The 13764-nt window shown below is 50.0% G+C and carries 12 protein-coding genes; all 12 read left to right on the top strand.

Annotated features, from left to right (window positions below; genetic code table 11):
- Window positions 1-81: 81 nt before the first annotated feature.
- The 12 genes from DXA36_RS17000 (at window position 82) to DXA36_RS16945 (ending at window position 13708) form a co-directional block, all read left to right on the top strand.
- Window positions 82-2373, top strand: coding sequence for an ABC transporter substrate-binding protein (locus DXA36_RS17000; RefSeq protein WP_182479126.1), 2292 nt, complete (start codon window positions 82-84; stop codon window positions 2371-2373).
- A gap of 11 nt (window positions 2374-2384) precedes the next feature.
- On the top strand, window positions 2385-3233 hold the full coding sequence (locus DXA36_RS16995; RefSeq protein WP_118680679.1) for a carbohydrate ABC transporter permease: 849 nt from the start codon (window positions 2385-2387) through the stop codon (window positions 3231-3233).
- Window positions 3230-4099, top strand: a complete 870-nt coding sequence (locus DXA36_RS16990) for a carbohydrate ABC transporter permease (RefSeq protein ID WP_118680678.1) — start codon at window positions 3230-3232, stop codon at window positions 4097-4099. Before DXA36_RS16995 ends, DXA36_RS16990 begins: the two co-directional genes overlap by 4 nt.
- Before the next feature lie 64 nt (window positions 4100-4163).
- Complete coding sequence (locus DXA36_RS16985; protein ID WP_118680677.1) at window positions 4164-5978, top strand: hypothetical protein; 1815 nt, start codon at window positions 4164-4166, stop codon at window positions 5976-5978.
- A 261-nt stretch (window positions 5979-6239) separates the two neighbouring features.
- Window positions 6240-6917, top strand: coding sequence for a hypothetical protein (locus DXA36_RS16980; protein ID WP_330425049.1), 678 nt, complete (start codon window positions 6240-6242; stop codon window positions 6915-6917).
- Between the two features lie 403 nt (window positions 6918-7320).
- The gene (locus DXA36_RS16970; RefSeq protein WP_118680675.1) at window positions 7321-7875 is read left to right on the top strand and encodes a M48 family metallopeptidase; all 555 of its coding nucleotides are present in this window, start codon (window positions 7321-7323) and stop codon (window positions 7873-7875) included.
- A gap of 170 nt (window positions 7876-8045) precedes the next feature.
- On the top strand, window positions 8046-9860 hold the full coding sequence (locus DXA36_RS16965; RefSeq protein ID WP_118680739.1) for a S8 family peptidase: 1815 nt from the start codon (window positions 8046-8048) through the stop codon (window positions 9858-9860).
- Window positions 9861-9946: 86 nt separating this feature from the next.
- A complete protein-coding gene (locus tag DXA36_RS34430) occupies window positions 9947-10129 on the top strand; it encodes a winged helix-turn-helix transcriptional regulator (RefSeq protein WP_412250553.1) in 183 nt (60 codons plus the stop codon).
- On the top strand, window positions 10122-10292 hold the full coding sequence (locus DXA36_RS33000; protein ID WP_182479124.1) for a hypothetical protein: 171 nt from the start codon (window positions 10122-10124) through the stop codon (window positions 10290-10292). Before DXA36_RS34430 ends, DXA36_RS33000 begins: the two co-directional genes overlap by 8 nt.
- 205 nt (window positions 10293-10497) lie before the next feature.
- Window positions 10498-11703: an enolase C-terminal domain-like protein gene (locus DXA36_RS16955; RefSeq protein WP_118680673.1), complete on the top strand. Its 1206-nt coding sequence runs from the start codon at window positions 10498-10500 to the stop codon at window positions 11701-11703.
- Window positions 11704-11906: 203 nt separating this feature from the next.
- Window positions 11907-12824, top strand: a complete 918-nt coding sequence (locus DXA36_RS16950) for an ABC transporter permease (protein WP_118680672.1) — start codon at window positions 11907-11909, stop codon at window positions 12822-12824.
- On the top strand, window positions 12818-13708 hold the full coding sequence (locus tag DXA36_RS16945) for a carbohydrate ABC transporter permease (RefSeq protein WP_118680671.1): 891 nt from the start codon (window positions 12818-12820) through the stop codon (window positions 13706-13708). Before DXA36_RS16950 ends, DXA36_RS16945 begins: the two co-directional genes overlap by 7 nt.
- Window positions 13709-13764: the final 56 nt, after the last annotated feature.

Here is a 13764-nt window from a genome sequence, read left to right as displayed (position 1 = left end):
CTCTAATTTCCGCGGCATTTTTAGAGGAAGCTTAGAGACTTTTATGATACGATAATGTCCAACAACAGATTGGAGGTTATTATGGACGGAAAAAAAAGAAGCAGCCGGAAACGGTTATCTGCATTATTGCTGTGTATACTTTATGTTTCCACGATACTTATAAGCATGACGGGATGCGGGAAGGAAACCTCTGGGGTATCCACGGCCCCGGCGGAAGACCGCACGGAGGAAGGAAGCCGGGCGCAGGAAACGGAAAGCAGTGTGGCGGCCATGGGCCGGTATATGGAAACCACCTTTGCTTTGCCCGAGGGGGCGGATGCGGAAGGAAGGACCATGACCATGCTTTCCGACAACAAGTTGGCTTATTTTGACGTTAAGGCGGGGATGTTTCTGTCGGAGGATGAAGGCCGCAGCTGGGATCTCTATAGGAAAGCGGCGGATATTACCCCCGGCGAGGGGTATGTCTACAACAGCTCCATAGCGCCGGACGGAAGCCTTATCCTTTGTAATATGATATATACGGAGGATCAGAAAATGACCTCCGCCCTTATCGGGATAGATGCGTCCGGCAGCAGAAGGGAAGCGTCGGGGCTTCTGGCGGACGGAGACTATGTTAGCAAGGTATTTGCCAAATCGGAAAACGAATGCTTCGGCACCACCATTACGGGGAAGGTCTGCTCCATTAACTGGGAGACCGGAGAAGCACAGCTGATGTTTACGCTGCCGGAACAGCCTGAAATGATGACATTTACGGATACACAGTTACTGTGCCTGGGCGACAGCGGCGCTGCGGTTTATGATCTGGAGCAGGATACCATGCTGGAAAAGGATACGGTCCTGAATGATTATATTACCGGTAATCTGAAGGGCAGGCTGAATAATACCTCCGGCAGCTTCGGTGCAATCCTGTTTCCCGGGGAAGAAAATACGCTGTATCTGGCTGACAGCACCGGTTTATACCGGCATGTAAGAAACGGAAACGCCATGGAGCAGCTCGTGGAAGGAAGCTTCAGCAGCTTCGGGGATCCCATGAATGGCATGTGTGCCGTGGTAAGGCTGGAAAGCGGGGAATTCCTGCTGCTGAACACCGGCGGCGAGCTGATACGTTTTACCTATGATCCCAATGAACCCACGGTGCCGGAAAAGCAGTTGAAGGTGTACAGCCTGGAAGAAAATTTTGCGGTGAAACAGGCGGTCTCGTTATATCAGAAACAGAATCCGGATGTATATGTCAAATACGAATATACTTATGCATTTATGGAAAAGGATTCTTCCATGACAGTATCGGATGCGCTGAAGAATCTGAACGTGGAGCTGCTCAGCGGCACGGGGCCGGATGTTATCCTGCTGGACGGAATGGATGCGTCTGTGTATTCGGATAAGGGAATGCTGGCGGATCTGTCCCCAATCCTGAAAGAACTGGTGGATCAGCAGGAAGTCTTTGCGAATATCGTATCCGCCTGCCAGGAGGAAAAAGGTACCTTTGTCATTCCTTCCGGATTCAGCCTCCCTATGCTTTTCGGACGGAAGGAAGATGTGGAAGCGGTAACGGATATGGACAGCTTGGCCGCGCTGGTGGAAAAGCTGCGTCTGGAGCATCCGGAAGGCAGCATAACAGGAGCCTTCAGCGCCCGTCAGGAGCTTCTGCAGCTGATGGTGGTCAACAGCGGGGCATGGCTTGACGGGAAGGAACTGAACACACAGGCGATTTCGGATTTCCTGAATCAGGCCCTTCGGATTTATAAGGCGGATATGGAAGGCGTGAGCAAGGAGGAACTGGAAGTATGGGGAGAAAACAAGACGGCCTGGACACTGGGAAGCCTGGCAACCCTTACCTCCGGGGATAGGGTACAGATAATGGCAGGGAAAGCGGGTAATATGCTGATGGATATGGGAGCCGTAAGCAAGGTGGCGGCGGAACAAGGATATGTATTTGATTTGTGGCCCACAGAGGAAGGCACCGGCTTTCTTCCTATAGATAAGCTGGCGGTTTCAGCATCCAGTACCCAGCAGGATCTGGCAATGAGTTTTGTGAAGCTGATGCTTGGGGAAGAGTATCAAAAGATGGGAAATGGTTTTCCCGTAAACAGAGAAGCATTTGACAGGCAGTTTGAGAACGACGGGGAAATAACCCTGGGGACCGGATGGAAGATCGGCGGAAACGAATTTGAGTTTTCCTATGGGTATCCCACGGAGGATGTGGTAGACCGGGTGAAGGAACTGGCGGAAAAGGCTGACAGGAATCTGGAAGGGAATGTGGTGCTGGAAGAAGCCGTACTGGAATTCGGGGTACAGGTATTGGCCGGAACCATGAGCGCGGAACAGGCAGTGAAGGAAATTCAACAGAAATCTGCAATTTACCTGTCGGAATAAGGAGCTTCGGCGTGAAAAAAAAGAAATGGAATAAAAGCAGGAGGGCCTTTCTGGCCTTTCTGCTCCCCAGTTTTCTGGGGGTGATGTTTTTTGTGCTTCTGCCCTTTCTGGATGTTTTTAAACGATCCTTTACCACGGCGGTCACAGGGGAATTTGTAGGGCTGAAGAATTATGAAACAGTATATGAAAACGGGGCGTTTCGCCTGGCGGTGGGAAATACCCTGCGTTTTACGTTGGTATGTCTGCCGCTTCTTTTGTTTCTGGGGCTGTGCGCCGCTCTTTTGCTTACTAATTTAAAACAGGTGCAGCTTATAAAATCCTTTTTCCTTCTGCCCATGGCAATGCCGGCGGCAACGGTGGTGCTTATCTGGAAAATGACTTTTTCCGGGAATGGTTTACTGAACCGGATGCTGTCCTCCAATACCGATTATATGGGGACCGAACTGGCTTTCTGGGTCCTTGTTTTCAGCTATGTGTGGAAGAATCTGGGGTACACCGTGGTTCTGTGGCTGGCAGGCCTTCTGGCGATACCCGAGGATTATATCCAGGCGGCGAAGGTGGACGGGGCCGGCCGTGTGCGTATTTTTTTCTCGATCATACTCCCGCAGCTGAAAGGCAGTATGTATACTATCACGGTGCTTATCTTTCTGAATTCCTTCAAGGTGTTCCGGGAAAGTTACCTGGTTTCCGGCTCCTATCCCCATGAAAGCATGTATCTGCTGCAGCATATGTTCAATAACTGGTTCGTTTATCTGGAGCTGGATAAAATGGCGGCTGCGGCGGTCAGCATCGGTGTTGTGCTTCTGGCAGTCATACTGCTGCTGGAAAAGCTGTGGGAAGAAGGAGACGGGGAGTCATGAAACGGATAAGAAAAGTAAGAAAGGCGGCAGGACGACTGATATGTATTTTGATCCTTCTCGGCCCTGTTTTCCTGATGTGCGCCCCGATTTTCCTGCTGCTGTCCGGGTCGGTTATGAGCAGGCAGGAGCTGGCCGTATACCTGGCACCGATAGTAGGGGAAGGGGAGGGATATATCAGCTGGAGGCTGTTTCCCCGTTATCCTACAGGGGAGCATTACTGGAAGCTGCTTTTGTATACCCCCCAGTTTTTTACGGTGTTCTGGAATTCCATGAAAATGGTGGGAATCATATTGGGAGGGCAGCTTCTCATAGGAGTGCCTGCGGCCTGGGCGTTTGCCGTATACCGGTTCCGGGGGAGGAAGTTCCTGTTTACCCTTTATATTGTGCTGATGCTGATGCCTTTCCAGGTGACCATGCTTTCCCAATACCTGGTGCTCAACCGGGCAGGGGTTATGAATACCCATTGGGCGGTGATTCTGCCTGCGGTCTTTTCCACCTTTCCGGTTTTCCTGATTTACCGCGGTTTTTGCGGAATACCCAGGGGGCTTCTGGAGGCGGGACGGATTGACGGCGCAGGAGAGTGGTACCTTTTCCTGCGGATCGGGCTCCCCCTGTCCTCCGGCGGGATTCTTTCCGCTATGGTGCTGGGCTTCCTGGAATACTGGAACCTGATTGAACAGCCGCTGGCGTTTCTGAAGGATAAGGCATTATGGCCGCTTTCTCTGTATCTGCCGGAGATCGGACAGGATCAGGCCGGCTTTGCTTTTGCGGCTTCGGTGGTGACGCTGGTGCCTTCGGTATTTGTGTTTTTGCTGGGCAGGGATTATCTGGAAAAAGGGATTGTGGCATCGGGATTGAAGGAATAGAAGGCAGACAGTTACGAAAGGGCAATGGTTACGTATAAGGCCGGAATACGAGGAGAATGGGATTATGTTGATGGAAGTGGATAAGCGGAAGAAGGTCCTGAAGGGATTCGGGGTATTTTTGGGAGGGATGCTGGTATTGACTTTGGTGTCCAGGGGGATATATGCACAGGGGCTGGCCAGGGTGACGGCGGAGGAACCGGAACGGTTGTCTGTGGAGCATGCGGTGGAGGTAACGGGGAATGTGAAACAGAGCAGGGAGTTGGCGGTAAATGTGGCGGAAGGGCTGCGGGTGCAGGAGGTGTTTGTGATTCCGGGGGATCGTGTGGAGGCGGGAAGCCAGCTGTTCGCATTGGATCTGGATTTCCTGGAGGAGAAGATCCGGGAAAAGCAAAGGGAGATAGAAAAGCTGGAGCTGCAAATCGCTACGGTTCAGGGAAATCTGGCTTTGGCGGGAGAAGAAAAGAATACGGAAATGAACCGGGCCGGGGAAGATGCGGTTTGGGCACAGGAGCAGGCAGATAAGGCCCTGCAGCGGGCTGTCCAGGATGTGGCGGCGGCCGGGGCACAGCTGCAGGAGCATGTAAATAAGAATATGGAAAATACATCGGAGGAAGAGCGTAAGCGCCAGGAAGAAGCCTATCAGGCATGGAAGGACAGGCTTGCGGAAGGCGGGCAAAAGGAAAAAAGCATGTCGGAGAAGGTTAAGGATCTGCAGCGGCAGAAGGAAAGTCTGGAGAGTGAGATTGCGGCGCTGAAGGAAAAAATTGCGGAGGCGGAAAAGAAAGGAGAAGGTAGCGGAAAAGAAAGTGCGGACGGAGAAAACGGTAAGGAGGGAGAAAACGGGACGGTGAGCGGTAACAGCCCGGGCGATGCGGGAAATTCCGGAAGTGACGGAGAGCTGGAGGCTCTGAAAGCGCAGCTGGTACAGAAGGAAGAAGCGCTTGCCCGGGTAAAAAAGGAGCTGTCCCAGGCCGGATGGGATCAGGAGGATGCCGCTGCGCAGTTGGGAGAGATTCAGGGGAATGCGGTGAAGGAACCGGACTATACGGCTGAGGATGCGGCGTGGGAGAACTGGATGAGCACCCGGAAGAGTCTGGAGGATAAGGTGCAGGCGGCGGAACGGGCTTTGGAAGATGCGGAGGATGCAAAGGAAAAGGCGGTGAAGGACGCACAGAGGAACCTGGAGGATAGTATGCGGCCGGAGCAGGCAGATTCCACGCTGGGACTTTACCGGCTGGATTTGGAAACGGCAGGAGAGGAGCTGGAAAGACTGCAGGAGCTTTTGGCACAGAAAGGGCTGGTGCCGGCAGAAGCTTCCGGTGTGATTACCCGTGTGGGGGTGGCAGCAGGGGAGGAAACTTCGTCCGGCGCTTCGGTGGTTCTGGCGGATACGGGAAAGCCCCTGCAGTTTGAAGTGATTCTGCAGAAGGAAGACAAGAAATATGTAAATCTGGGAGCACAAGCACAGATAACGCTTGCCGGCAGCAGCAGTACCATTAAGGCAACGGTTGATTATCTGACGGAAATAGAAACAAGCCCCGGCAGTTTTTCAGCACTGGTGACGCTGCCGGAGGGGACAGGTACCATTGGACAGAGCGGGACATTCCGGCTTACACAGCAGTCGGAGATGTATAATCTGTGTATACCTGTGGATGCGCTCCATATAGATGAAAACCAAAGGAATTATGTGTATGTGCTGGGGGAAAGGAGCGGTTTCCTGGGGAAGGAGCTGACGGCGGAAAAAATGATGGTGGATGTGCTGGATAAAAATGACAGATACGCGGCCCTGGCAGAAGGGGTGATAGATCAAAACAGCCGGATTATCTCTGCGGCGGACCGGGAAATCGCAGAAGGGGATCCGGTGCGTATGAAAGATTAAAGGACGGCGGAAGCAGCAGCCATCGCGGAATTCTCCCGCATCCGGGCGCAGTGGTTATCCTGGCAAAGGAATGGAGGAATGTGATAAAAACACAGGTGGAAATTTGTGTATAATGACTGTAAAATTATGGATGAGGAGGAATAACTTGTAAAATACTCCCAAAGCATTTATAATAAATACATGATTTGAAGTCAAGGTTTCGGAAAAATCGGTTTCTGGGAAAAGCGGCTTCAGGTACAAAACGGGAAATGCATTTGGCGCATGGAAGAGATGATATCTTCCAGGGAAGGAGAAGGCATGGAAAATAAGGTGATGAAGTTTTATTCTAAAGCCGGAAGCAATATTATTCTGAGGGCGATACCCGGACATTTTGCAACGAGTCATTCCCATATCAATTATTATGTGGACATGACGGGGCTGAAAACCCGGCGCAGTGAGGCGGCTGCGGTGGGAAAGGCATTTGTGCAGAGGCTGCCGATAGAGACTGTGGTGGATACCATCGTATGTCTGGACGGCTGTGAGGTTATCGGCGCATATATGGCGGAAGAGCTGGAAGTGGGGAATTTTCCTTCCATGAATATGCATAATACGGTTTATGTGGTAACTCCGGAATTTAATATGAATAACCAGATGATTTTCCGCGATAATTTGGTGGGGGCCATCCAGGGGAAGAATGTTTTACTGCTGCTGGCTACTACCACGACCGGCATGACCATGCGCAGAAGCCTGGAATGTATCGAATATTATGGCGGCAGGGTACAGGGGATCTGTTCCGTGTTCAGCGCGGTGAAGTCTATTAACGGCATGCGGGTGGACGCGATGTTCGATACCAGCGACATCCCCGGGTACCAGGCATATGAGGTTCACAACTGTCCCATGTGCAAGGCGAAGCAAAAGCTGGACGCCATGGTAAATGGGTATGGATATTCCAAGCTGTAGGCATACCGTAAGAAAGTGCAAGAGTACAAAAATCCCATGCCGGAGGCGATTGGGGATGGATTTTTGCAGTGACTGTGAAGGTATGGAATCGTTACGGACTTATAAATATATGGTTTCCTCCAGTCATCCAGCACCGCTTTCAGAGCGGTGCTGTTTCTATGTATAACTCAAACTTCGCAGGAGCAAAATTTGGGTGTATAATCGGAAATCGGGGGTTTTCTGTCCCGGGAACCGGGATTCCTAAGGAGATTCTTCTCATTTGCCCTGAAAAAAGTGCTGCGGGTAACCGTTCAAACGGCCTTCCTGCAGAGGGATGTTATTCAGATGGTATTGAATACGGGGGAAAAATCCGTTACACTACAGAAAACAGAACCATTTACCAGGCAGATAAGAGGAACGCAGCATGAATATAGAAATACGGAGAAGTAACCGGAAAACAATGACGCTGGAGGTAACGCCGGATGCAAAGGTGATTGTCCGCGCGCCCTGCCGGATGCCTGAAGCAACAATCAGGCGTTTTATCAACGAGAAATCCTCCTGGATCGAAGAGAGCCTCCGCAAAGTAACGGAAAGACAAAAAGAACGTGGGGAACAGGCAAAGCTGTCCGTGGATGATATCCGGAAGCTGGCGGATCAGGCGCTGGAGGAGCTTCCCGCCAGGGCTGCCCTGTATGCAGAAAAGATAGGCGTAACCTATGGCCGGATTACGATCCGGAACCAGAAAAGCAGATGGGGAAGCTGTTCGGCAAAAGGGAACCTGAATTTCAACTGCCTTCTTATGCTGACGCCGGAAACCGTCCGGGACTATGTGGTGGTGCATGAATTATGCCATCGGAAGGAAATGAATCATTCGGCACGTTTCTGGGCGGAGGTGGAAAAGATCCTGCCCGATTACAGGGAACGGAGAAAGTGGCTGAAGGAACATGGAGGGAGCATCATAGAAAGCATGCCGGAATAACTCCTGTGCCGGGAAGCCGGTCCGGCTGTCCGCCTGTAAAAAACAGGAAACATACGGCAAACGGCTCATACCCTAGGAGTAAGATCATTGCAGGCGGAGTCTGCGGGCAGGCAGATATTGCAGTATCTGCCTGTGCCGGCGGCCTGCTCCGGTGTCAGGGGAGAGCTGTCATGAATTCACAGAAGCTGGAGAATATTTTAAATCTGAGCCTTGATTCCTCTATGGAGGAACGGGAGAAATCCCGGACGTTGAATGTGGGCTTTGACAGGGAGGATAAAACCTGGGAGCTGATTGTAAAATTCCATGGGGACATAAGCCGTCTGGAAAGCGAAGGGATCAAAGTGGAGATTCTGCTTGCAGGATATGCGATTGTCACGATTCCGGAAAACCTGATCCCCGCGCTGACGGCATTGGATGAAATAGAATATGTGGAAAAACCGAAGGATTTGCTTTACAGCGTTTATGACGCCAAGCAGCAGTCCTGCTTTCCCCCTGTGGGATCCTTTTACGCGGATGGGCCGGCATCCGGAAACGGAAACCTGACAGGCAGGGGATGTATTGTGGCGGTGCTGGATTCCGGGATTGACTATACCCTGCCGGATTTCAGAAACAGTACGGGAAGCAGAATCCTTTATTTATGGGACCAGTCCCTTATCCCGGATCCGGAACGGGGTTTTTATCCTCCGGAAGGATATTCCCTGGGGGTGGAATTTACACAGGAACAAATTAACCAGGCATTGGAGGCAGGGGAAGAGGAAGGCTTCCGGCTGGTCCCCAGTATCGATGTGTCCGGACACGGAACGGCCGTGGCTGCCATTGCGGCAGGCAGCAATACCAATGCCCGCTACACGGGGGCGGCCCCCGGGGCCGCGCTTTTGATTGTGAAGCTGGGGCAGGCGGGAAGCGGTTCGTATCCCCGGACGACACAGCTGATGCGCGGGCTTTCGTATGCGCTGGGGAAAGCACAGGCGCTGGGAATGCCCCTGGCTGTGAACCTGAGCTTCGGAAACAGCTATGGGGCCCATGACGGCTCTTCCCTTCTGGAGCGTTTTCTGGATAATGCTTCCGAGGTATGGAAAAATGTAATCTGCGCCGGAAGCGGTAATGAAGGCGCCGCGGCGGGGCATGCCTCCGGCCGCCTTCCCGGAGGGCGTACGACGGGCGGAGGCGGGACGGGACAGACAGCGGGAAGGCAGAGCGTGGAACTGGCGGTGGGCAATTATGAGAGGACCATCAACGTCCAGCTGTGGAAGAATTTTGCCGACAGCTTTCGGATTATACTTCAGGCGCCCTCCGGCCGACAGGCGGTAGTCCCTATGGATCAGCCCGGAAAAACCCAGCTCACCATCGAACAGACCCAGATCCTGATTTTTGTGGGAGAGCCATCTCCCTATTCCGTGAACCAGGAGATTTATTTTGATTTCCTGCCCGTGGAAACTTATATCAATGCCGGGGTATGGGTTTTTCTGCTGGATCCGGTCAATATCCTTACCGGTGAATACCAGCTGTATCTGCCGGGGCAGGCGGTGCGGTCCGAGGATACCCGTTTTTTTGCCCCTACACCGGAGCTGACGCTTACCATTCCATCCACGGCGGGAAAACTGATTACCGTGGGAGCGATTCAGGGGGTTTATGATGCCTACGCGGACTTTTCCGGAAGAGGGGTACTGAGTCTGGAGGAAATGCCGGGGTTTCCCAATACCAAACCGGATATTGCGGCGCCGGGCGTGAATATCATGGCAGCCAGGGCCAGGGGAGGCTACGAGTCCTATACGGGCACTTCTTTTGCCACACCGCTGGTGACGGGGGCGGCGGCGCTGATGATGGAATGGGGGATTGTGAGAGGGAACGATGCGTATATGTATGGGGAAAAGCTGAAGGCTTTTTTGCGCAGAGGAGCCAGGAATGTGCGGGGGGAGAGGACTTATCCCAATGACAGGACGGGGTATGGGGCGTTGTGTGTAAGTGATAGTTTACCGATTTAGACTTTGTTTTGCAAAACACACTTTATTCAACACTTTTCGCGTTGAATAAAGTGTGTTTTATGCGTTGAATAAAATAGCAGAAGGGGATATACGATGAAAAAATACTTAGAATAATGAGGGAGAATAGCGGCGTTAAAGTGAGTGAAATCAGTAAAAGGATTGGGGTTGGAACCACTACAATTACGAAACGAATACGTAGGTTAAGAGAACAGGGAATGATTGAGAGAGCAGGTTCTAAGAAAGATGGACGGTGGATGGTCAATGGATAGAGAAAAAGAAGTATTTTTTGAAGAATTGTTTTCGGAGACTGCAGAGGATGATTTACAAATATCAGAAAGGTCTGCACAGATATATATCGAAGCTGTAACATTCAGGGGTCTGTCAAGACATGTGATGGAGTTTTCAAATATAGCAGACAGCCTGCCAAGGTAAGAATACGGTGAAAACAGGCCGGAGAAATAAAAAGTGGGATAAAAGGACTGATCAGTATGGAAAGCTGACCGGTTCTTTTTTTATCTGCACCCAGAAATGTGATATTGACTTTACAATAACACAATGCTAGAATGACAATAAATAAAAATAAATGATAATATATAAAATAAATCAAAAATAAATAAAAGAAAACAAAGGAGAAAAAATGAAAAAAGTAATAATATGCGATGTAAAAGCATTCTGTCTGGCTCCTTCTGCGGGCCTGAATCTGGTGGTGGTAAAGGTGGAAACCGATGTGCCCGGGCTTTATGGCCTGGGCTGCGCCACTTTTTCGTACCGTTATAAAGCGGTGGCCTGTGTAGTGGAGGAATACCTCAGGCCATTGCTGATAGGCAGGGATGCTTCACGGATCGGGGAATTATGGCAGCTGATGAACCAGAATGCATATTGGAGAAACGGAGGAATTGGAAATAACGCCATATCCGGCGTGGATATGGCATTATGGGATATTAAGGGGAAGATGGCGGATATGCCGGTGTATCAGCTGCTTGGCGGGAAGTTCAGGGAGGCGGTTCCGGTGTATTGCCATGCAGAGGGGGAGACCATCGGGGAGGTTCTGGAAAATGTGAGAAGGCTGAAAAAGGAAGGGATCCGTTATATCCGGGTTCAGCTTGGAGGTTACGGCGGCCGTCAGGTTCTTGCTTACAGACCGGAGGGGGCTTTGGACGGAATTTATTTTGACCCGGATAGTTACTGCAGGGAAACGTTGAAAATGTTTGAAGCGGTGCGGGAAGAATTTGGGGACAGCATCGAGCTGCTTCATGATGTACATGAACGGCTGACTCCTGTCGAAGCTTTGCGTTTCTCCCGGGAACTGGAAAAGTATTCCCTCTATTTTCTGGAGGATGCCCTCAGCCCCGAACAGGGGCAGTGGTATAAGGAGATCCGAAGGCAGAGTGCAGTCCCCATGGCCGTGGGGGAATTATTTAACAACCCGTCAGAATGGAGAGAATTGATCGCGGGGAGGCAGATTGACTTTGTGAGGTGCCACATCAGCCAGATAGGCGGAATTACACCGGCAAAGAAACTGGCGGTCTTTGCGGAACAGTTTGAGGTGAGGACGGCATGGCATGGGCCGGGAGATGTATCGCCGGTAGGCCATGCGGCTAATATCCATCTGGATTTGGCCAGCCTGAATATGGGGATACAGGAATGGGCCGGTATGAATGATGTGCTGAAAACCGTATTTCCCGGCTCGCCCGAATTGAGGAACGGGTATGTCTATGCAAATGACAGGCCGGGATTGGGAATTGATTTTGATGAACATGCGGTGGAACAGTATCCATGTAATGACGAAATTACAGCGTGGACACAGACAAGACTGCCTGACGGAACGATACACAGACCCTGACAGAGAATAAAATGCGTAAAGAAATTAGAAAACGAAAATATATTTTGTGCAAAAAGAGAAGAATAGATAAGTAAAATGAAATAATATGATAGAAAACATTGACAAAATGCATAATATAATATATATTGATATAAAACGAAAAATAAAAATAACAAACGAAAACAAAAAAGAAAGGAAGGCTGCATGCCTGCAGGAAAAGAGGAATGAAACATGGACGCAGAAGTGTGAAAGCGGAGATGTCAAAAAACTGGCAGCTGTATCTTATGGTTGCACCCGGTATTTTGTTTTTTCTGATTATGAGTTATCTGCCTATGGGATATCTGACAATTGCTTTTAAGGAATATAACGTGGGTAAAGGAATACTGGGTAGCCCCTGGGTTGGGTTTGAAAATTTCAGCCGCCTTTTTCATGAGAAATTGTTTTTTACCGTATTGAAAAATACACTTGCAATTAATCTGATGAAATTATTTTTCTGCTTTCCGGGACCGGTTTTCCTGGCTCTTTGTCTGAATGAGATGAAGCCGACCCTTTTTAAGAAGCTTTCCCAATCGCTGATTTACCTGCCCCATTTTCTGTCATGGGTTGTGGTATATGGAATTATGATTGGATTGTTTTCCGTGAACAGCGGCCTTGTCAATAAATTCCTGGAAATGCTGGGATTGCCCACTGTGGCGCTGCTTACATCACCCAAAATGTATAAGGCATTTCTGGTAATCAGTGAAATTTGGAAAGAAATAGGCTGGGGATCCATTATTTACATAGCAGCCCTGTCCGGTATTTCGGTGGAACTTTACGAGGCGGCAACGGTAGACGGGGCATCAAAGCTGAGACAGATATGGCATGTGACTCTTCCGGGAATCCGTTCCACAATGATAGTTATGTTTATCTTAAGCTGCGGGACAATTGTATCCGGTTCCTTTGAACAGGTAATGTCAACAATTAACTCAGCTGTTTATGAAGCGGGAGAAATCATACCTACATATGTATATACAAAAGGTCTGACGGAATTCCAGTTCAGTTATGCATCGGCAGTGGGGCTGTTTCAGTCGGTTATTGGATTTATCCTTGTATTTACTGTGAATAAGCTGTCTGCAAAATTGGGAGGGGAATCATTATGGTAAAACTTAAAAAGGGTACCGCAGTAAAAAAGAGCAGGGAAGAACGTATTGTGACTGCGGTGGCGTATCTTATCGTTATCCTTCTTACTCTGTTGTGTCTTCTGCCGTTTATGCGGGTGATATCCCAGGCTTTCAGTTCCGATGTATATGTACAATCTGGTAATGTTGTATTGTTTCCCAAGGGGTTTACGCTCAAGCATGTGGAGTTTGTGTTCGGCTCTGCGGCGTTCCTGCGGTCACTGTGGATCTCGGTGGCATCTACCGTGGTATTTACGATAGTGTCTATGGTACTTACCACAATAACGGCATATCCGTTATCCCGCTCTGATTTGGCAGCCAGAAGGCCGCTGACCCTGCTTATTGTATTTACCATGCTGTTTAACGGCGGCATCGTTCCTACTTATCTTGTTGTAAAACAGCTGGGCGTGCTGGATACCTTTGCGGCATTGATTATTCCCCAGGCTATCAGCGCTTACAATACGATTATACTGATTACTTCATTCCGGGGGATTCCTAAGGAATACGAGGATGCGGCGAAGGTGGACGGGGCTTCCCAGTTTAAAATCCTGTATAAGATCATGATTCCCCTGAACAAGCCAAGCCTTGTGGTAATATTGCTGTTTTATGCCGTTTTCCGGTGGAATACCTGGTTTGATGCATTGATTTATACCAACTCCAAAGATTTACAGACGGTCCAGCTGTTTGTGAAAAATGTCATTGAACAGGGAACGAATGCGATTGCCAACGGGGCTGTTGCAGGAAGAAGCCCTACAACCGCTGTAAAGTCCGCAACAGTGATCATTGCAATTATGCCTATTCTGGTAGTGTATCCTTTTGTGCAGAAGTATTTTGTAAAGGGTGTCATGATCGGCGGGATAAAGGGGTAACAGCCTGAAGTAGTACGGGTTAACTAAATAATTTTCTTACAAAGGAGGAAAAGAAA

The sequence above is a fragment of the Eisenbergiella sp. OF01-20 genome (assembly GCF_003478085.1).
Lineage (GTDB): Bacteria > Bacillota > Clostridia > Lachnospirales > Lachnospiraceae > Eisenbergiella.
Note: the sequence above shows the minus strand (reverse complement) of the source record. Positions and strands in the feature narration are given on the sequence as shown.